Raw genomic sequence first — 19452 nt, forward strand, 5'->3', positions numbered from 1 at the left:
TTTCGTTTGCGTTTTCGGGCGTGAACCCCTTTATACGCTCTGCCAGCTGGCTGGGCGGCCGCACCCGCAAACGCCGAAAGGTCGTGGGTGAGGAAAGTCCGGGCTCCATGGAAACACGGTGCCGGTTAATGGCCGGCGGGGGCGACCCCAGGGAAAGTGCCACAGAAAGCAAACCGCCACGATCCGGCTTGCCGGATTCGGGGCAAGGGTGAAAGGGTGGGGTAAGAGCCCACCGCGCGACTGGCAACAGGAGCGGCACGGTAAACCCCACCGGGAGCAAGACCGAATAGGGACGGTGCGAGGGGAAACCCTCGAGGGCTGTTTCCGGCTCACCGTCCGGGTAGGTTGCGTGAGGCGCATGGCAACATGCGCCCAAGATGAATGGCCGCCACGTTCTCGCCTCGCAAGGGACGAGGGCCATACAGAACCCGGCTTACAGGCCAGCTGGCAATTTCTCTCCCCCGATATCAAGAGAAATCTCTTGAAATCAGCAGGTTGCGCCCTCGGGCGCGCCTGTTGATTCAAGCCTGTCCGGCCGTTCATCCGAGCCGGGAGCCGCTGATCCCGTCCAGCGACGTCTCGATCGCTTTCCAGAGCTCTTCCACCGGCTCGCAGCCGACCGAGAGGCGGACGAAACCGGCGGAGACCGCATCGCCTCGCTTCAGGCGCCGCTCGGCGGAGGTGTGGACGCCGCCGAAGGATGTCGCGGCCTGCATCAGGGCACAATTGTTGATGAAGTCCTCGGCTTTGTCTTCCGAGGCGAGTTCGAAAGAGATGAGAAAGCCGAAGCGCTCCATCTGGGCGCGGGCTAGGTTGTGCGACGGGTCGCCTTCCAGCCCGGGATAACGCAGGCCGCTGATTGCCTTGTGGCCCTGCAGTCGCCGCGCGATGACTTCCGCCGAGGAACACATGCGATCGAAGCGCACATCCAGTGTCTCCAGGCCGCGGTGCACCAGCCAGGCTTCGAACGGACCGGGAATGCTGCCGGAAACTTCGCGCCAGCCGGTCACGGCGGCGATGATATCGGCATTGCGACTGGCGACATGGCCGAACAGCACGTCGGAATGGCCATTGGGTGCCTTGGTGTCGGCGGCAACGACGATATCGGCGCCGTGGTCGAGCGGTCGTTGGCCGAAAGGGGTCATGGTCGTGTTGTCGACCACAAGAATCGCGCCGGTTTTGTGGACAGCACCGGCAACGGCGGCGATATCGCAGATATCCAGCCCCGGATTGGCAGGGGTTTCGACAAATGCCAGCCGATAGCCATCGAAGCCGCCATCGAGGAAGGTCGAAGTCGGCCTGACATCATAGGTGATGCCGAGCGGCTTGAGGAAGCGCTCGGCCAGCGCTCGTGTCGTGTGATAGCCGTCCGATGGCAGCAGGATACGGTCGCCGGCCTTGAGCACGGCAAAAAACGCCGCCGAGATTGCCGCCATTCCGGAAGGGAACGCGACGCAGGGCGCGTCCTCCAGATGGGCCAGCATATGCTCGACCGCGTCCCAGGTCGGGTTGCTGAATCGCCCGTACTGGTTGAAGCCGGTGGCGTCGCCGGGCGCATGAAAGATGGCGGCCATGGTCAGCGGCAGGGGAATGGAATCGCCCATGGCAAGCCCGCTGCGACGCAGGTGAGGAAGCGCTGCAGCGCGTGACTTTGCTGTTTCAGACATCAAATTTCAGACCCTGTTGGTGACCGGCTGGATGTGGCGAGACGCTATGCCCGGCAGCGGCTCGCGGCAAGGCGCGTCCGGTTGGGCCAGGCGGCTCTAAACGCTTCGTTAGGCTTAATAGACCATAAAGACGAGACGTGTCGTCACGGCTGCTCTCTTTGGTCGGGCGCGCGTGTTTGTGAAGCCTATTCCCGTTGACGCCCATAGTGCCCCATGATATCCCATCCAGACATCAAAGCCTTCGTTCCGTGTCAGGGTAAAGCGTACGCCAATCGGGCAGCCGCGGCGGCTGCGCGTTTGCTGGTTTTTGGCTGTGCGGACGAGGTTGATACGGGGCAGGGAACGCGCTGCGGCGGCGCGTGCGACAAGATGCAGAGGGGTGCGGCGGCGCAAGCGGCTGTAGCGTTTAATGGACCGGTTTCTGTCAAACACGGTGAGCAGGATCGATGCGAAGGGGCGGGTGTCCGTTCCCGCGCATTTCCGTGCCGTCGTGCAGAAGCGCGGCTATTCGGAACTCTATGCGCTGCGCTGCCTGGACCTGCCGGCGATGGACGTCGGCGGGCTCGACCTGCTCGACCGCTACGAGCAGCGCATAGCGCTCGAGGATCCCTTCCTGCAGACGGCGGACGATATGTCGTTCTTCTGCCATGGCGACGGAACCTTCTTGAAACTCGACCAGGACGGCCGCATCACGATGAGCGATTTCCTTCGCGAACACACCGGCATCTCGGCGGAAGTGGCCTTTGTCGGGCGCGGCAATTTCTTTCAGATCTGGGAGCCGGGACGGCTTGCCGCCTATGGGGCGCAGGCGCGGGCACGGCTTTTGCAGCTTCGGCAGGGGACGAAGCCTGGGGAGCGACCGGAATGACGGCAGGCCACGGCGATGACCTTCCTCGCGCCGTAGATGGGCACGCCGTTGGCGGATCGGCCCGCCACATTCCGGTCCTCCTTGCCGAAGTGCTCGAAGCACTGGCGCCGGCGCAGGGCGACCTCATCATCGACGGCACGTTCGGCGCCGGCGGCTACACCAGGGCCATTCTGGCGACAGGCGCCTCCGTGGTGGCGATCGACCGCGATCCGGATGCCATTGCGGCCGGGCGCGATCTTGAAGTGCAGTCGGGTGGTCGGCTGCGGCTGGTGCAGGCGCCGTTCTCGACGCTGGACGAACATGTCGAGAGCGCCGACGGGATCGTGCTCGACATCGGCGTGTCCTCGATGCAGCTCGACCAGGCGGAGCGAGGGTTTTCGTTCCGCGCCGACGGGCCGCTCGACATGCGCATGGCGCAATCGGGCCTCAGCGCCGCCGACGTCGTCAATTCCTTCAAGCCGGGCGATCTTGCCCGCATCTTCGGCTTCCTCGGCGAGGAGCGCCATGCCGGACGCATTGCCCGCATGATCGAGGCGCGCCGCGAAAAGCGCCCGTTCGAGCGCACGTTGGAACTCGCCGACGCCATCGAGACGCATATCGGCCGGGCGCCGAAGGACAAGATCCATCCGGCGACGCGCGTCTTCCAGGCGCTGCGCATTTTTGTCAATGACGAGCTTGGCGAACTGGCCAAGGCCCTGTTTGCGGCCGAACGCGCTCTGAAGCCGGGCGGACGGCTCGCCGTGGTCACCTTCCATTCTCTGGAAGACCGCATCGTCAAGCGTTTCATCGCCGACCGGGCCGATGTCGCGACCGGCTCGCGTCACCTGCCCGAGGCGCATGCGCGCACCGCGACGTTCCGCAAGGCGGGCGGCGGCGTGACGGCCGGCGACGCCGAGGTGGCGGCCAATCCGCGCGCCCGTTCGGCCAGGCTGCGCGCGGCGGTCCGCACCCAGGCGCCGGCGCGCGGCAGCGACTTTTCGATTTTCGGCCTTCCAAAGCTTCCCGGTATCGACCGGCCGGGGGAGAGGTAGCTAAGTGTTTCGTACCAGCGACATTGTCCTGATCGCCGTCATGGTTGCGGTCGCGGCCCTTACCTACAAGGCCAAGCGCGAGGCCGAGGAACAATTGGCCGCCGTGCAGAAGATCCATGCGCAGATACGCTATGAGGAGGACACGATCGACCTGCTCAAGGCCGACTGGAGCCTGCTTACCCAGCCGTCGCGGCTGCAGAAGCTCGCCGAACTCTACAAGTCGCAGCTCGAACTCGAGCCGGTCAGCGCCCGCCAGATCGGCGGTGTCGGCGACCTGCCGGCCAAATCCCTTGACATCCAGGACATCTTGTCGGGACGCCAGGGCGGCATGGCTGATAGTTCGGGCGGCAAGGCGCCGTCGGACGGCAGGGATCCCGTGGTGACCGGAGGCATCGCCCAATGATCGGTAAACTGCTGAAACGTCGCGCCAGGACGAGTGAAGATGGATCGATCGTGGTCGAGGGCGCCCGCAAGGCGACCGGCGGCAAGGGCAGGACGCGCATCGTCATGACGATGGCGGTGTTCTTCGGCATCTTCTCGACCATATCAGGGCGGCTGGTCTATCTCGGCTTCCAGACCCCCGATATGTCGGGCGGTCCGCAGAGCCGGGTGACGGCATCGCGGCCCGACATCGTCGACCGCAACGGCGAAGTGTTGGCCACGGACATCAAGACGGCGTCGCTGTTTGCAGAACCACGCCGGATTGTCGACGCCGACGAGGCGATCGAGAAGCTGTCGACGGTGCTTCCCGACATCGACTATGAGCAGACCTACCATAAGCTGAAGAGCGGCGCCGGTTTCGTCTGGCTGCAGCGGCAGCTGACGCCCAAGCAACAGTCCGACATCATGCAGCTCGGCATTCCCGGTTTCGGCTTCCGCACCGAAAAGCGCCGCTTCTATCCGAGCGGCGAGACCTCGTCCTACATTGTCGGGCTCACCAACATCGACAACCAGGGCATCTCCGGCATGGAGAAATATGTCGACGAGCAGGGGCTGAGCGACCTGCAGGCGTCGGGCCTTGCCATTGCCAAGGATCTCAAGCCGGTAAAGCTTTCGATCGATCTGCGCGTGCAGCATGTCGTGCGCGACGAGATCGCCGCCGGCCTGGAGCGCTATCGTGCCATGGGCACCGGCGCCGTTGTGCTCAACGTCAAGACCGGCGAAGTGGTGGCCATGGCCTCGGTGCCGGATTTTGATCCGAACAATCCCTACAACGCACAAGACAAGGACCGGCTGAATCGCATGTCGGCGGGCCTCTACGAGATGGGTTCGACCTTCAAGAGCTTCACCTCAGCCATGGCGCTCGATTCCGGCAAAGCGACGATGGCGAGCCGCTTCGATGCTTCGCATCCAATCCGGGTCGGCCATCAGGCCATTCACGATTTCCACGGCAAGAACCGTGTGCTGTCGTTGCCGGAGGTGTTCCTCTACTCGTCCAACATCGGGTCGGCCAGGGAAGCCGAGATGGTCGGCATCGAGGGGCATCGCGAATTCCTGCATCGCCTTGGCATTCTGGACAGGATGCAGACCGAATTGCCGGAGACTGCCCGTCCGACTGAACCGAAGGTCTGGAAACAGGTCAATTCATTCACCATCGCCTTCGGCCATGGCGTGTCGACGACGCCGCTGCAAGCGGCTGTGGGCTGCGCGGCGTTGATGAATGGCGGCTTCCTGATGAACCCCACCTTTCTGGTGCGGACGCAGGCGGAAGCGATGGCCACCGCCAAGAGAGTGGTGAGCGAAAAGACCGTCGAAGGCATGCGCTACCTCTATTCGCTCAATGCCGAAAAGGGCTCTGCCAGAAACGCCAGAGTCCCCGGCTACCGCGTTGGCGGCAAGACCGGAACCGCCGAGAAGGTCATCAATGGCCGCTACTCGAAGGACTTGAATTTCAACACCTTCGTCGCCGCCTTCCCGATGGACGATCCGCAGTATCTGGTGTTTACCATTGCCGATGCCCCGCACCCGGAAAAGCCCGGCATGACGGATGTCGCGGCTGCGAATGCTGGGGTTATGGCCGGCAATATCATCAGGCGTTCAGCTGCCATGCTTGGCGTGAAGCCAGATTTCAGCCATGAAAATGGTGCAACGCTGGTTTCCTATCAGTGATTCTTAGGGCGCGCCGGCAACAGCGCGCTATTTTGTTGCGGTGAACGGGACTCGATGAAGCTCAGAGATCTAGCCGGTATCCTGCCCGTCGAGGGAATAGCTTCCGTCGATCTGGAGGTTACAGGGATTTCTTCGGATTCCCGCCAGGTAAAAGCGGGCGTTGTCTTTTTTGCGCTCGCCGGAACCAAGGCCGACGGTGCCGTTTATGCCGCAGATGCCGCCGCGCGCGGTGCGGCCGCGATCGTGGCGGGCAAGGGCAGCACCATTGCCGGGCTCCCGGTTCCGGTGCTGGCGGTCGACGATCCGCGCCTGGCGCTGGCGCAGAGTGCGGCACGCTATTTCGGCAAGCAGCCTGAGATCATGGTCGCGGTGACCGGCACCAGCGGCAAGACCTCGGTCGCAGCCTTCACCAGGCAGATCTGGGAGCAAGCCGGTTATGCCGCCGCTTCGATCGGCACCACCGGCGTGGTGGCGCCTGGGCGCAACGACTATGGTTCGCTGACGACACCCGATCCGGTCGCCCTGCATCAATTGCTGCAGGAATTGGCCGATGCCGGCGTCACCCACGCCTCGATGGAAGCCTCCAGCCATGGGCTCGACCAGCGCCGCCTCGACGGCGTGAAGCTGGCCGCCGGCGGCTTCACCAATCTCGGCCGCGACCATATGGATTATCATCCGACCATCGAGGATTATCACCGCGCCAAATTGCGCCTGTTCGACACGTTGCTGCCGAAGGGCGCGCCGGCCGTGATCTTCGCCGACGATCCATGGTCGGCGCCGACGACCGTGGCCGCAAAGGCTGCCGGGCTCAATGTGCTGACGGTCGGCCGCCATGGCGACTTCCTCAGGCTGAAACGGGTCGAGCACGAACGCCACCGCCAGCGGGCCGAAGTCGAGGCCGACGGCGTGCTCTACGAGATCGACCTGCCGCTGGCCGGTGATTTCCAGATTTCGAATGCGCTGGTTTCGGCGGGTCTTGCCATTTCCACGGGAACACCTGTCGCCAAGGCCTTAATGGCGTTGGAGAAACTGAAGGGCGCGCCGGGCCGGCTCGACCTCGTCGGCACCACCGGCAATGGCGCGCCGGTCTATGTCGACTATGCCCACAAGCCGGACGCGCTGGAAAACGTGCTGGCTTCGGTGCGGCCGTTCACCACCGGCCGCGTCATCGTCGTGTTCGGCTGCGGCGGCGACCGCGACCGGGGAAAAAGGCCGATCATGGGCGAAATCGCGACGCGGCTTGCCGATGTCGTCATCGTCACCGACGACAATCCGCGCTCCGAAGTGCCGGAAACGATCCGTGCCGCTATTTTGGCCGCTGCTCCAGGTGCCATCGAGATCGGCGACCGGCGCCAGGCGATCCACGAAGCGGTCGCCATGCTGCATGCCGGCGACACGCTGATCGTGGCCGGTAAGGGCCACGAGGAAGGCCAGACGATCGGCTCCGAGACCTTGCATTTCTCCGATCATGAGGAAGTCCGCGCGGCACTCACGGAGCGCGCAGCATGAGCTTGCTGTGGACCTCCGAAGCGCTGGTTGCCGCCATGGACGGGCGGCCGCTCGGGCCGATGCCGGATGGCATTTCAGGCATTTCGATCGACAGCCGCAGCCTGCAGCCGGGCGACGCCTTCTTCGCCATCAAGGGCGAGGCGATGGACGGCCATGACTTCGCAACCGCCGCCATCAAGGCTGGCGCTGGCGTGCTGGTGGTGGCCGAAGGCAAGCTGCCGTCGCTCGGCCGGCTGACAGCGCCGATCATCGTCGTCGAGGACGTGCTGGTCGCGCTGGAAAAGCTTGGAGTTGCATCGCGCGCCCGCTCGAGCGCGAAAATCATCGCTGTGACCGGTTCGGCCGGCAAGACCACCACCAAGGAAGCGCTGCGCCATGTGCTGCAAGCCGTAGGCAAGGTGCATGCCTCGGCGCAGTCCTTCAACAATCACTGGGGCGTGCCGCTGACCTTGGCGCGGATGCCTGATGATTGCGACTATGCCGTGTTTGAAATCGGCATGAACCATCCCGACGAGATCCGTCCGCTGGTCAAGATGGTGAGGCCGCATGTCGCCATCGTCACCATGATCGCGGCGGCGCATCTCGGCTTTTTCCGCAATCTGGACGAGATCGCCAAGGCCAAGGCCGAGATTTTCGAGGGGCTGGAGCCCGAGGGGGCCGCCGTCCTCAACCGCGACGATGCCCGCTTCAAGCTGCTCGACAAGATGGCCCATGCCGCCGGTGTCGAGCACGTCTACGGCTTCGGCGAGAATGCGCGCTCGACCTTCAAGCTCACCAAATGCGAACTGCATGCCGATCATTCCGACATCACCGCCAGGATCGGCGGCCACGAAGTGACGGCGCGGATCGGCGCGCCCGGCCGCCATATGGTGCAGAACGTGCTGGCGGTGCTGGGTGCGGCGCATCTGGTCGGCGCCGATCTCGACAAGGTTGCTTCAGCACTGGCCGATCTCTCCGCCGAGCGCGGGCGCGGCAAGCGCCATGTGCTGCGCCATCCCGGTGGCTCGACTTCGAGCCACCCCGGTGGACTGATCACGCTGATCGACGAAAGCTACAACGCCAATCCGGCATCGATGGCTGCAGCCATGGCGTTGCTCAACGCGACGCCGGTGACGGGCGAGGGCCGCCGCATCGCCGTGCTCGGCGACATGCTCGAACTCGGCGACCATTCGACCAAGCTGCATGCGGCCCTTGCCGATCTCATCGTCGGCACGGGCACGCAGACCGTTTTTCTTGGCGGCCCGGAAATGCGGGCGCTGGCCGAAGCGCTGCCGGCTGACATCAAGACGGAATACCGCGCCGGTGTCGAGGAGCTGAAGCCGGTGCTGCTTGCCGCGCTCAAGCCGGGTGACGTGGTGATGATCAAATCGTCGAAGGGCATCGGTTTTGCAAAACTGGTCGATGCGCTGCTGGGCAAATTCCCGGCTGAATCGACAACCAGAAAACAGACCTAGGTCGGGGGACGAAAGCGCATGTTCACACTGCTCGTCGATTTTGCGGACAAGGTCTCGGTCTTCAATGTCTTCCGCTACATCACCTTCCGCACCGGTGGCGCGCTGATCACGTCGGCGCTGATCGTCTTCATCTTTGGACCGACCATCATCAATTCGCTGCGGCTGCGGCAAGGCAAGGGCCAGCCGATCCGCGCCGACGGGCCGCAGACACATTTCAAGAAGGCCGGCACGCCGACCATGGGCGGGCTGATGATCCTGTCGGGCATCATCGGCTCGTCGCTTTTGTGGGCGAACCTGTCGAGCATCTATGTCTGGGTGGTGCTGCTGGTGACGCTGGGCTTCGGCTCGATCGGCTTTTACGACGACTATCTGAAGGTCACCAAGCAGTCGCATCTCGGCTTTTCCGGCAAGGCACGGCTGGCGCTGGAATTCGTCATCGCCGGCATCGCCGCCTGGGTGATCATGCACAATGGCCAGGCGCCGTTCTCGTCGTCGCTGACTTTTCCCTTCGCCAAGGAATTCATCGTCAATCTCGGCTGGTTTTTCATTCCGTTCTCCTGCTTCGTCATCGTCGGCGCCGGAAATGCGGTGAACCTGACCGACGGCCTTGACGGCCTGGCGATCGTGCCGATCATGATCGCGGCTGCCTCCTTCGGCGTCATCGCCTATCTCTCCGGCAACGCCGTGTTCGCCGAATATCTGCAGATCCATTTCGTGCCCGGCACCGGTGAACTCGCGGTCGTGCTCGGTGCGGTCATCGGCGCTGGCCTCGGTTTCCTCTGGTTCAACGCGCCGCCGGCGGCTATCTTCATGGGCGACACCGGATCGCTGGCCATGGGCGGCCTGATCGGCACGGTCGCCGTCGCCACCAAGCACGAGATCGTGCTGGTCATCGTGGGCGGATTGTTCGTCGTCGAAATCCTGTCGGTCATCATTCAGGTCGGCTATTTCAAGATGACCGGCAAGCGGGTGTTCCTGATGGCGCCGATCCACCATCATTTCGAAAAGCTCGGCTGGACCGAAAGCCAGGTGGTGATCCGCTTCTGGATCATCGCCGTCATCCTGGCGCTGGTCGGCCTGTCGACCCTCAAGCTGAGATAGGAAGCCCTTTGATCCCCGCCGCATCCTTTTCAGGCAAGCGCGTTTCGCTCTTCGGGCTCGGTGGCTCGGGGATCGCGACGGCGCGCGCGCTGATCGAGGGCGGCGCGGACGTGCTGGCCTGGGACGACAATCCCGACAGTGTGGCCAAGGCCGCCATTGCCGGTATCGCGACCGCTGATTTGCGCGGCGCCGACTGGGCGAAATTCTCCGCCTTCGTGCTGTCGCCTGGTGTGCCGCTGACGCATCCCAAGCCGCATTGGACGGTGGAACTGGCGCGCGGCTCAGGCGTCGAGATCATCGGCGACATCGAGCTTTTCTGCCGCGAGCGGGTGCTGAGCGCGCCGACAGCGCCTTTCATCGCCATCACCGGCACCAACGGCAAGTCGACGACGACCGCGCTGACCGCGCACATCCTGAAAGCCGCGGGACGCGACACCCAGATGGGCGGCAATATCGGCCGCGCGGTGATGACGCTCGATCCGCCCGAGCCCGATCGGCACTATGTCGTCGAGTGTTCGTCCTACCAGATCGACCTCGCGCCCTCGATCAATCCGACGGCCGGCATCCTGCTCAACCTGACGCCCGATCATCTCGACCGCCACGGCACCATGCAGCACTACGCCGCGATCAAGGAGCGGCTGGTGGCCGGCAGCGAGACGGCGATCGTCGGCATCGACGATTCCTGGTGCGCGCAGATTGCCGAGCGGCTGGAGCGGGCGGGGCGGTATGTCATCCGCATTTCCAAGCGCCTGCCGCTGACCGACGGCTATTTCGCCGATGGCAGCAATTTGATGGAAGCTGTGCACGGCCGTTACAGCCGTGTCGCCTTCCTCGAAGGCATCGGCTCCTTGCGTGGCCAGCACAATGCCCAGAACGCTCTGGCTGCGGTCGCCGCTTGCCTCAAGGTCGGGCTGGAGCTTGGCGAGATCCAGTCGGGGCTGGAAAGCTTTCCCGGCCTCGCGCACCGCATGGAGCAGGTGGGCCGCAAGGACCATGTGCTGTTCATCAACGATTCCAAGGCGACCAATGCCGATGCTGCGGCGCCGGCGCTGTCGAGCTTTCCACGCATCTACTGGATCGCCGGCGGCCTGCCCAAGGAAGGCGGCATCGAACCCTTGCGCGGTTTCTTCCCGCGCATCGCCAAGGCCTATCTGATCGGCGAGGCGGCGCCGGCGTTTTCGGCGACGCTGGGCGAGGCCGTGCCCTACGAGATTTCAGGCACGCTGGCCGCGGCGGTCGAGCACGCCGCGCATGATGCGGCTAAGGACGACAGCGGCGAGGCGGTGGTGCTGCTGTCGCCGGCCTGCGCCAGCTTCGACCAGTTCAAGAATTTCGAAGTTCGCGGCGAAGCCTTCAGGCAAGCTGCGAATGCTATCGAGGGTGTGAAACCCATCGGAGGGGCACGATAATGCAGAGCCGTCTCGACAAAAGTCCGGTTGCGACCTGGTGGTGGACGATCGATCGCTGGTTCCTGGCGGCGTTCCTGTCGCTGATGGGCCTCGGTATCGTGCTGTCCTTCGCGGCGAGCCCGGCGGTCGCCGAACGCATCGGCCTCGACAGTTTCCACTTCGCCACCAGGCAGATCATCTTCACCGTACCGGCGCTCGGCGTGATGCTGGCTGTATCGTTCCTCGATTCCAGGCAGATCCGGCGCATGGCGCTGATCATGCTGTGCCTGATGCTGGTGCTGATGGTGGCGGTGCTCTACATCGGCGTCGAGGTGAAGGGCGCACGCCGCTGGGTGTCGCTTGCCGGCCTGTCGATCCAGCCGTCGGAATTTTTGAAACCAGCCTTCGTCATCATGTGCGCCTGGCTTTTCGCTGAGCACAAGCGCCAGCCCGACATTCCCGGCAATCTGTTCGCCATGTTGCTGCTAGTACTGGTCGTGTCGCTGCTGGTGGCGCAACCGGATCTCGGCCAGACCATGCTGACGACCGGCACCTGGGGCATCATGTTTTTCATGGCCGGACTGCCCTGGCTGTGGATCGTTGCGCTGGGTGCCGCCGGCGTCGGCGGCGTTTTCGCCGCCTATACGGTGTTCCCGCACGTTGCCTTGCGCATCGACAAGTTTCTTACCGGCGAAGGCGACACATTCCAGGTCGATATGGGACGCGACGCGCTGATCAATGGCGGCTGGTTTGGCGTCGGACCAGGTGAGGGCACAGTCAAGCGCGTTATTCCCGACAGCCATGCCGACTTCGTCTTCTCGGTCGCAGGCGAAGAGTTCGGACTGATCATGTGCTTCTTCATCATGTCGATATTCGCCTTCATCGTGCTGCGCGGCCTCAACACGGCGCTGAAGGAGCATGACGATTTCACCCGCTACGCGGTCGGCGGCCTCGTCACCGTCTTCGGCTTGCAGGCGGTCATCAACATGTGCGTCAACCTCCAGCTTGTGCCGGCCAAGGGCATGACGCTGCCGTTCATCTCCTATGGCGGCTCCTCGCAGATCGCCATCGCCATCTCGATGGGGATGGTGCTGGCGCTGACACGCAAGCGGCCGGAAAAGCGCAAGCAGATGGGCTTTGGCCTGTCGCAACGCGCCGTGCCGGCGGAGTGATATGGCCAGAGGCGTCATCCTTCTCGCGGCAGGCGGCACCGGCGGGCATCTTTTCCCGGCCGAGGCGCTGGCGCATGAGCTGAACGAGCGCGGCTGGTCGGTGCACCTGGCAACCGACGACCGTGCCGAGCGTTTCGCCGGCCATTTTCCGGCCGCTGCCGTCCACCCGATCCAGTCGGCGACGATGGGCTCGAAAAACCCTTTTGCCCTGCTTGGTGCCTTCTGGAAAATCTGGCGCGGCGTGCGCCAGGTTTCTGCCGTCATCGCCAGGATCAAGCCGGATGCCGTCGTCGGCTTCGGCGGCTATCCGACCTTGCCGCCGCTCTACGCGGCGACACGGCGCAAGGTACCGACCCTGATCCATGAGCAGAACGCGGTGATGGGGCGCGCCAACCGGGCGCTGGCCGGCCGTGTCGACGCGATCGCCGGCGGCTTCCTGCCGCAGGACAGCAGTGCAGCCGGGGTCAAGACGGTGACGACAGGCAATCCGGTCCGGCCTGCGGTGCTGGAAGCGGCCAAGACTGCCTATGCGGCATCTGCCGGGGATCAACCGTTCCGCCTGCTGGTTTTTGGCGGCAGCCAGGGCGCCCAATTCTTTTCCGATGCCGTGCCGGGAGCCATTGCGCTGCTTTCCGACGCCCAGCGCAAACGGCTGGTCATTACCCAACAAGCGCGCGCCGATGACGTGGCGCGGGTCAAGGCGGCCTATGCCACCCTTGGCGTCGCCGTCGAGGTCTCGCCCTTCTTCACCGATATGGCGGCACGCATGGCGGCCGCTCATCTGGTGATCTCGCGTTCCGGCGCCTCGACCGTCTCGGAGATCGCCGTCATCGGCCGGCCAGCGCTGCTGGTGCCTTACCCCCATGCGCTCGATCACGATCAGGCGGCGAACGCGGCGGCCCTTGCCGCTGCCGGCGGCGGCGAAGTGCATCCGCAATCCTCGCTCTCGTCCGAACGCATCGCAGCGCTTGTCGGCGGGCTGATGGACGACCCCGATCGGCTGACGGCAATGGCGGCGGGTGCGAAATCGGCCGGCAGGCCGGACGCGGCACGGTTGCTCGCCGATCTTACAGAGGCTATTGCGTCCAAAAAAACCGTTTCGGATTTCAGGAAGGGGACGCAAGCATGAAGATGCCGCAGACCATCGGCCTTGTGCATTTCATCGGCATTGGCGGCATCGGCATGAGCGGCATTGCCGAAGTGCTGCACAATCTCGGCTACAAGGTGCAAGGGTCCGACCAGGCCGAAAGCGCCAATGTGCAGCGGCTGCGCGACAAGGGCATTGAATGCTTCGTCGGCCATAGGGCCGAGAATCTCGGCGATGCCGAGGTGGTGGTCGTCTCGACGGCGATCAAGAAATCCAACCCTGAGCTGAAGGCCGCGCGCGAAAAGCTGCTGCCGATCGTGCGCCGGGCCGAGATGCTGGCCGAACTGATGCGCTTTCGCCAGGCGGTGGCGATCGGCGGCACGCATGGCAAGACGACGACGACCTCGATGGTGGCGACCTTGCTCGATGCGGGCGGGCTCGATCCGACCGTGATCAATGGCGGCATCATCAATGCCTACGGCACCAACGCCCGCATGGGCGACGGCGAATGGATGGTGGTCGAGGCCGACGAGAGCGACGGCACCTTCCTGAAACTGCCGGCCGAGATCGCGGTCGTCACCAACATCGACCCCGAGCATCTTGACCACTATGGCAGCTTCGACAAGGTGCGCGAGGCGTTCCGCCAGTTTGTCGAGAACGTTCCGTTCTACGGTTTTGGCGTGATGTGCACCGATCACCCCGAAGTGCAGGCGCTGGTCAGCCGCATCGAGGACCGCCGGGTCATCACCTATGGCGAGAATGCGCAGGCCGACGTGCGCTTTACCAATCACCGCATGTCAGGTGCCATTTCGGAATTCGACGTGGTGATCCGCGACCGCAAGACCGGCGGCCAGACTGTCATAGCAGGCCTGCGCCTGCCGATGCCCGGCCGTCACAACGTCTCCAACGCGACGGCAGCAATCGCGGTCGCGCACGAACTCGGCCTGTCGGCCGAGGCGATCAAGAAGGGCCTGTCGTCCTTCGCCGGCGTCAAGCGCCGCTTCACCCATACCGGTTCGTGGGACGGCGTCGAAATATTCGACGATTACGGCCACCATCCGGTCGAGATCTCGGCGGTGTTGAAGGCGGCGCGCAGCGCCACCCAGGGTCGTGTCATCGCCATTGCCCAGCCGCATCGCTTCACCCGGCTGCATGATCTGTTCAACGAGTTTTCCACCTGCTTCAACGACGCCGACACAGTAATGGTGGCGCCGGTCTACGCGGCCGGCGAAGAGCCGATCGACGGCGTCAGCTCGGACGCGCTGGTGTCGCGCATCCGCGCCGGCGGTCATCGCGACGCGCGCTACATCGAGGGCCCGGCGGCGATTGCGCCCATCGTCCGTGATCTGGCCAAGCCGGGCGATTTCGTCGTCTTCCTTGGAGCCGGCAACATCACCCAATGGGCCTATGCGTTGCCCAAGGAGCTTGGCGGGACCGTCTCATGATGCACGGCCAGGCCCTGATCGACAGACTTGGCGACCGGCTTGCCGGCCTGCGTGGCCGCCTGACGCCGAACGCCGAGATGGACAAGATCACCTGGTTCCGTGCCGGGGGGCTGGCTGAAGCGTTGTTCCAGCCGGCCGACGAGGAGGACCTTGCCGCGTTCCTGAAAGCCGTTCCCGAAGAGATACCGCTGACGGTCGTCGGCGTCGGCTCCAACCTTCTGGTCCGCGATGGCGGCATCGAGGGCTTTGTCATTCGGCTTTCGGCCAAGGGCTTCGGCGATGCCGAGGTGATTTCGCCAATCAGGATCAAGGCGGGAGCTGCGACCCCCGACAAGCGCGTCGCAGCGGTGGCGCTCGAGGCCGGCATTGGCGGCTTTCATTTCTACCACGGCATTCCGGGTGCAATCGGCGGTGCGCTGCGAATGAATGCCGGCGCCAATGGCGTCGAGACGCGCGAGCGCGTCACCGAAGTGCGAGCACTCGATCGCAAGGGCAATGTGCAGACGCTGAGCAATGCCGATATGGGATACGCCTATCGCCATTCGGCGGCTCCTTCCGGGCTGATCTTCACCTCCGCCGTGTTCGAAGGCTTTGCCGAGGACAGGGCGACCATCAAGGCTGCGATGGAGGCCGTGCAGAACCATCGTGAGACCGTGCAGCCGATCCGCGAGAAGACCGGCGGCTCGACCTTCAAGAATCCCGACGGCACATCGGCCTGGAAGGAGATCGACAAAGCGGGCTGCCGCGGCCTGATGATCGGCGGCGCGCAGATGTCGCCGATGCATTGCAACTTCATGATCAACACCGGAACCGCGACCGGCTACGACCTTGAATATCTCGGCGAGACGGTGCGCACGCGGGTGCTGGAGAATTCCGGTATCCGGCTGCAATGGGAAATCAAGCGCATCGGCAATTTCCGGCCAGGGCATGCCGTTCAGGAGTTTCTCGGGCAGCTCCTTTAAGGTGCGCTGATATTCAGGTGATGCCGGCCTGCAAATGACGGCTTTCTGCGCTTCCCCCCTGCGTCGCAGTAGAACTGAGCTCACGGACCCGAATGTCCGCTCCGCTCCGGTTCTCGAAAGCCATCGTTTTCGACTCGGCCTGACCTGAATCTCGACACACCTAGCGCGTGTTGAAGTTCATGTGATGCATGAACTTCAACGAGGCGAAAAACGGTCCGCGACCGTTGCCGCAAAGACTCAACGACACGCTTTTCGCATCCATTTTCTCAGAAAGTGAATCTCTCGGAATCGTAAGCACTTGCCAGTGAATCAACTCTCTGATTCTCTGCTCGAAAGCGTTTCCTGATTTGAGTCGTTCGACGCGTTTTCAGCGTTTTCCGTCTGGGGGGCAACCTGCCGGGAGACTCTGACTCAATGTTGCGGAAAATCTGGTTTTGGTCCGCCGTGAGAGAGGGGATGCCGGGGAATGAAAAACAAGCATGTGGCCGTCCTGCTGGGTGGTTTTTCGTCCGAGCGGCCCGTGTCCCTGTCCTCCGGAAAGGCTTGCGCCGATGAGCTTGAGAAGGAAGGTTACCAGGTCACCCGCGTCGATGTCGGGCGCGATGTCGGCTCCGTGCTTGCCGAGCTCAAGCCCGATGTCGCCTTCAATGCGCTGCACGGCCCTTTTGGTGAGGATGGCACCATCCAGGGCATCCTCGAATATCTCGGCATTCCCTACACCCATTCCGGCGTGCTCGCCTCGGCTCTGGCCATGAACAAGGAGCAGGCCAAACGGGTTGCCAAGTCGGTCGGCATTGTGGTCGCCGAATCGAAGGTCGCCAGCCGCTTCGCCATCCAGAACAAGCATCCGATGAAGCCGCCCTATGTGGTCAAGCCGGTCAATGAGGGTTCGAGCTTTGGTGTCGTCATCGTGCATGAAGGCCAGTCGCATCCGCCGCAGGTTCTTGGCTCGTCGGAATGGAAATATGGCGATACCGTCATGGTCGAGCGCTACATTCACGGCAGGGAGCTGACCTGCGCGGTGATGGGCGATGTGGCGCTGGGGGTCTGCGAGATCATCCCGACCGGCCATTCCTTCTACGACTATGATTCAAAATATGTCGCCGGGGGATCAAAGCACGAATGCCCCGCAAAAGTTTCACCGAATATTTACCAAAAAATACAAACACTGGCGCTCAAGGCTCACCAAGCGATCGGCTGTCGGGGCGTTTCCCGGTCGGACTTCCGTTATGACGATCGGCATTCCGAAAACGGCGAGATTGTCTGGCTCGAGGTCAACACCCAGCCGGGTATGACGCCGACGTCCTTGGTGCCTGAAATCGCCGCCCATGCCGGGCACTCGTTTGGCGATTTGTTGAGTTGGATGGTGGAGGACGCTTCGTGTCTGCGTTGAAATGGGGACAGGGTAGGGAGAGGGGCGCGGCCGGTCCGGCGCTGTTCGGCCTGTCGTTGTCGTTGGACCATTTCGTGCTGCCGCGGATGCTGCGCCGCCCGGTGCGCATTATGGCGCGCCTCGGTGTCGGGGAATTCCAGGCGCCGCGCTTTTCCGCGGCCATGATGTCGGCCGTGCTGATTTTCTCGAGCAGTGCCTATGGCGCCTATCTCGGCGGTCATGTCGACGGTATCGTGCAGAGCATCACCGCCCGTACCGGATTTGCCGTCGATCAGGTCAAGGTGGTGGGCAATCGCCAGACCTCGGAAATCGATATACTCGACAGGCTTGAACTCGACGGCTGGACGTCGCTGATCGGCTTTAATGCCGAGGCCGCGCGGGAACGAATTGCGACCTTGCCGTGGATCGAGGTCGCGGCGGTGCGCAAGGTCTATCCGCATACGCTGGAAGTGCGTGTCGAGGAGCGTGAGGCTTTCGCGCTCTGGCAGCAGGGTGACGAGCTTTCGGTCATCGAGAGGAATGGCGCCATGATCGCGCCGTTCTCGGGCGGCAAGCAGGTGCTTCTGCCGCTGCTGATCGGCACCGGCGCGCCGGCGAGCGCGCCCGATTTCCTGGCCAAGGTCGAAAAATATCCCGAGCTCGCGAACCGGATCAAAGGTTATATCCGTGTCGGCGAACGGCGCTGGGACCTGAAGCTGGACAATGGCATCACCATCAAGCTTCCCGAGGACGACGAGGATCAGGCGCTCGCCGAACTCGTGAAGATGGATCATGACAACGGTTTGCTGTCGCGCGACATCGCCGCCGTCGACATGCGCCTGACGGACCGGCTGGTCGTCCAGTTGACGGCGGAAGCGGCGACGCAGCGCGAAGCCGCCCTCAACGAAAAACCCAAGAGCCTGAAGCGCAAGCCGGAGACGAAGATATGAGCTGGCTTGGCAGTCCTGGCGATGCCGCGTCGCGCCGGTCTGGCACCCTGACGGTGCTGGATGTCGGTTCGAGCAAGGTCTGCTGCATGGTGGCCAAGCTCAAGCCGTGCGATGACGGCAAGCTGCTGCGCGGCCGTTCGCACCGGATCCAGGTGATCGGCATCGGCCATCAGAAGTCGCAAGGCGTGAAGTCGGGTGTCGTGGTCGATCTCGACAGGGCGGAGCATGCCATCCGCCTTTCCGTCGACGCAGCCGAGCGCATGGCCGGGCTGACGGTCGATTCGTTGATCGTCAACATGACGGCCGGCCGGCTGAAGAGCGAAGCCTTCTCCGCCACCATCAATCTTGGCGGCCACGAGGCCGACGAGGCCGACATCAAGCGCGTTCTCGGTGCTGGCGCCAAGCAGGCGCTGAAGGCCGAGCGCGAAGTGATCCATTCGCTTCCCGTCGGCTTCTCGCTGGATGCCGAACGCGGCGTGCGCGATCCGCGCGGCATGGTCGGCGACGCACTCGGCGTCGACATGCATGTGCTGACCGGCGACGCCGCGCCGATGCGCAATCTGGAGCTGTCCATCAACCGTTCGCATCTGTCGGTCGAGCGCATGGTGGCGACGCCCTATGCCAGCGGGCTGGCGGCGCTGGTCGACGACGAGCTGGAAATGGGTGCGGCCTGCATCGACATGGGCGGCGGCACGACGACGATCTCGGTGTTTTCGGAAGGCAAGTTCGTCCATGGCGACGCCATCGCCATCGGCGGCAACCATGTCACGCTGGACATGGCCAAGGGGCTGTCGACCTCGCTTGATGCCGCCGAACGGCTGAAGGTGATGCATGGTTCGGCGCTGCCCGGCAGCGCCGACGATCGCGACCTGGTCTCGATCCAGCCGATCGGTGACGATGGCGACGTGCCCTTGCAGATCCCGCGCTCGGTGATGACGCGCATCGTGCGCGCCCGCATCGACGAGACGCTCGAACTGCTGCGCGACCGGCTGAACAAGTCCGGCTATGGCAATGCAGTGGGCAAGCGTGTGGTTCTTACCGGCGGCGCCAGCCAGCTTGCCGGCCTGCCGGAGGCGGCGCGCCGCATCCTGGGACGAAATGTGCGCATCGGCCGCCCGCTCGGCGTGGCCGGCCTGCCGGAAGCGGCGAAGGGGCCGGCCTTCTCGGCCGCGGTGGGGCTTCTGATCTACCCGCAGATGGCGAGCTTCGAGAGCCATCCGGCGAAAGGAATTTCCGGTCTCAAAATGACCGGAACGGGCGGAAAACTGCATCGCATGAGTCAGTGGTTGAGAGACAGTTTCTAAAATTGACGGGGACAGCCCCATAGGCGGCCGCGG

General features: G+C 63.8%; 16 protein-coding genes and 1 other RNA gene. 16 read left to right on the forward strand and 1 reads right to left on the reverse strand.

The genetic code is table 11. The annotated features are described in order from the left end of the window. The first annotated feature begins 42 nt into the window (after window positions 1–42). Window positions 43–452, forward strand: an RNA gene (gene rnpB / locus RPF88_RS03850) — RNase P RNA component class A. A gap of 87 nt (window positions 453–539) precedes the next feature. Here the strand turns inward: rnpB and RPF88_RS03855 are convergent. Further along, window positions 540–1667, reverse strand: a complete 1128-nt coding sequence (locus RPF88_RS03855; RefSeq protein ID WP_337121728.1) for a cystathionine gamma-lyase — start codon at window positions 1665–1667, stop codon at window positions 540–542. 409 nt (window positions 1668–2076) lie between these two features. Here RPF88_RS03855 and mraZ point away from each other — a divergent pair, with 409 nt between their 5' ends. The 15 genes from mraZ to ftsA all read left to right on the forward strand — a co-directional run bounded on the left by mraZ (window position 2077) and on the right by ftsA (window position 19419). Further along, a complete protein-coding gene (gene mraZ, locus RPF88_RS03860; protein ID WP_013530948.1) occupies window positions 2077–2535 on the forward strand; it encodes a division/cell wall cluster transcriptional repressor MraZ in 459 nt (152 codons plus the stop codon). After that, complete coding sequence (gene rsmH, locus RPF88_RS03865; RefSeq protein WP_027160638.1) at window positions 2532–3566, forward strand: 16S rRNA (cytosine(1402)-N(4))-methyltransferase RsmH; 1035 nt, start codon at window positions 2532–2534, stop codon at window positions 3564–3566. Before mraZ ends, rsmH begins: the two co-directional genes overlap by 4 nt. Before the next feature lie 4 nt (window positions 3567–3570). Then, a complete protein-coding gene (gene ftsL, locus RPF88_RS03870) occupies window positions 3571–3969 on the forward strand; it encodes a cell division protein FtsL (protein ID WP_013530950.1) in 399 nt (132 codons plus the stop codon). Next, window positions 3966–5675, forward strand: coding sequence for a peptidoglycan D,D-transpeptidase FtsI family protein (locus tag RPF88_RS03875; RefSeq protein WP_013530951.1), 1710 nt, complete (start codon window positions 3966–3968; stop codon window positions 5673–5675). Before ftsL ends, RPF88_RS03875 begins: the two co-directional genes overlap by 4 nt. 54 nt (window positions 5676–5729) lie before the next feature. Further along, the gene (locus tag RPF88_RS03880; protein WP_127366319.1) at window positions 5730–7184 is read left to right on the forward strand and encodes a UDP-N-acetylmuramoyl-L-alanyl-D-glutamate--2,6-diaminopimelate ligase; all 1455 of its coding nucleotides are present in this window, start codon (window positions 5730–5732) and stop codon (window positions 7182–7184) included. Next, window positions 7181–8638 carry a UDP-N-acetylmuramoylalanyl-D-glutamyl-2,6-diaminopimelate--D-alanyl-D-alanine ligase gene (locus RPF88_RS03885; protein ID WP_337121729.1) on the forward strand — a complete coding sequence of 486 codons (1458 nt, stop codon included), beginning with the start codon at window positions 7181–7183 and terminating at the stop codon, window positions 8636–8638. The genes RPF88_RS03880 and RPF88_RS03885 overlap by 4 nt, the downstream gene beginning before the upstream one ends. A gap of 18 nt (window positions 8639–8656) precedes the next feature. Then, the gene (mraY, locus tag RPF88_RS03890; RefSeq protein ID WP_013530954.1) at window positions 8657–9739 is read left to right on the forward strand and encodes a phospho-N-acetylmuramoyl-pentapeptide-transferase; all 1083 of its coding nucleotides are present in this window, start codon (window positions 8657–8659) and stop codon (window positions 9737–9739) included. An 8-nt stretch (window positions 9740–9747) separates the two neighbouring features. Further along, window positions 9748–11148 carry a UDP-N-acetylmuramoyl-L-alanine--D-glutamate ligase gene (gene murD, locus RPF88_RS03895; RefSeq protein WP_337121730.1) on the forward strand — a complete coding sequence of 467 codons (1401 nt, stop codon included), beginning with the start codon at window positions 9748–9750 and terminating at the stop codon, window positions 11146–11148. Next, window positions 11148–12299: a putative lipid II flippase FtsW gene (gene ftsW, locus RPF88_RS03900; RefSeq protein ID WP_013530956.1), complete on the forward strand. Its 1152-nt coding sequence runs from the start codon at window positions 11148–11150 to the stop codon at window positions 12297–12299. The genes murD and ftsW overlap by 1 nt, the downstream gene beginning before the upstream one ends. Window position 12300: 1 nt before the next feature. Continuing rightward, on the forward strand, window positions 12301–13428 hold the full coding sequence (gene murG / locus RPF88_RS03905) for an undecaprenyldiphospho-muramoylpentapeptide beta-N-acetylglucosaminyltransferase (RefSeq protein ID WP_337121731.1): 1128 nt from the start codon (window positions 12301–12303) through the stop codon (window positions 13426–13428). Further along, a complete protein-coding gene (gene murC, locus RPF88_RS03910) occupies window positions 13425–14831 on the forward strand; it encodes a UDP-N-acetylmuramate--L-alanine ligase (RefSeq protein ID WP_013530958.1) in 1407 nt (468 codons plus the stop codon). The genes murG and murC overlap by 4 nt, the downstream gene beginning before the upstream one ends. Continuing rightward, window positions 14828–15793: a UDP-N-acetylmuramate dehydrogenase gene (gene murB, locus RPF88_RS03915; RefSeq protein ID WP_337121732.1), complete on the forward strand. Its 966-nt coding sequence runs from the start codon at window positions 14828–14830 to the stop codon at window positions 15791–15793. Before murC ends, murB begins: the two co-directional genes overlap by 4 nt. A 466-nt stretch (window positions 15794–16259) precedes the next feature. Next, window positions 16260–17186, forward strand: a complete 927-nt coding sequence (locus RPF88_RS03920) for a D-alanine--D-alanine ligase (RefSeq protein ID WP_013530960.1) — start codon at window positions 16260–16262, stop codon at window positions 17184–17186. Continuing rightward, entirely contained in the window at window positions 17174–18115 is a 942-nt protein-coding gene (locus tag RPF88_RS03925; RefSeq protein WP_024501462.1) for a cell division protein FtsQ/DivIB, read from the forward strand. Before RPF88_RS03920 ends, RPF88_RS03925 begins: the two co-directional genes overlap by 13 nt. After that, the gene (ftsA, locus tag RPF88_RS03930) at window positions 18112–19419 is read left to right on the forward strand and encodes a cell division protein FtsA (RefSeq protein ID WP_013530962.1); all 1308 of its coding nucleotides are present in this window, start codon (window positions 18112–18114) and stop codon (window positions 19417–19419) included. Before RPF88_RS03925 ends, ftsA begins: the two co-directional genes overlap by 4 nt. The last annotated feature ends 33 nt before the right edge of the window (window positions 19420–19452 follow it).

It is taken from the genome of Mesorhizobium sp. ISC11, assembly GCF_037162595.1.
GTDB classification, from domain to species: domain Bacteria; phylum Pseudomonadota; class Alphaproteobacteria; order Rhizobiales; family Rhizobiaceae; genus Mesorhizobium; species Mesorhizobium ciceri.

Excerpts from the sequence above, each read along its gene's own strand:
- RPF88_RS03885 (WP_337121729.1), top strand. The coding sequence starts at position 7,181 with ATGAGCTTGCTGTGGACCTCCGAAGCGCTGGTTGCCGCCATGGACGGG.
- murG (WP_337121731.1), top strand. The coding sequence starts at position 12,301 with ATGGCCAGAGGCGTCATCCTTCTCGCGGCAGGCGGCACCGGCGGGCAT.
- ftsW (WP_013530956.1), top strand. The coding sequence starts at position 11,148 with ATGCAGAGCCGTCTCGACAAAAGTCCGGTTGCGACCTGGTGGTGGACG.
- mraZ (WP_013530948.1), top strand. The coding sequence starts at position 2,077 with ATGGACCGGTTTCTGTCAAACACGGTGAGCAGGATCGATGCGAAGGGG.
- mraY (WP_013530954.1), top strand. The coding sequence starts at position 8,657 with ATGTTCACACTGCTCGTCGATTTTGCGGACAAGGTCTCGGTCTTCAAT.
- RPF88_RS03875 (WP_013530951.1), top strand. The coding sequence starts at position 3,966 with ATGATCGGTAAACTGCTGAAACGTCGCGCCAGGACGAGTGAAGATGGA.
- RPF88_RS03920 (WP_013530960.1), top strand. The coding sequence starts at position 16,260 with ATGAAAAACAAGCATGTGGCCGTCCTGCTGGGTGGTTTTTCGTCCGAG.
- murB (WP_337121732.1), top strand. The coding sequence starts at position 14,828 with ATGATGCACGGCCAGGCCCTGATCGACAGACTTGGCGACCGGCTTGCC.
- rsmH (WP_027160638.1), top strand. The coding sequence starts at position 2,532 with ATGACGGCAGGCCACGGCGATGACCTTCCTCGCGCCGTAGATGGGCAC.
- murC (WP_013530958.1), top strand. The coding sequence starts at position 13,425 with ATGAAGATGCCGCAGACCATCGGCCTTGTGCATTTCATCGGCATTGGC.
- ftsA (WP_013530962.1), top strand. The coding sequence starts at position 18,112 with ATGAGCTGGCTTGGCAGTCCTGGCGATGCCGCGTCGCGCCGGTCTGGC.
- RPF88_RS03880 (WP_127366319.1), top strand. The coding sequence starts at position 5,730 with ATGAAGCTCAGAGATCTAGCCGGTATCCTGCCCGTCGAGGGAATAGCT.
- RPF88_RS03855 (WP_337121728.1), bottom strand. The coding sequence starts at position 1,667 with ATGTCTGAAACAGCAAAGTCACGCGCTGCAGCGCTTCCTCACCTGCGT.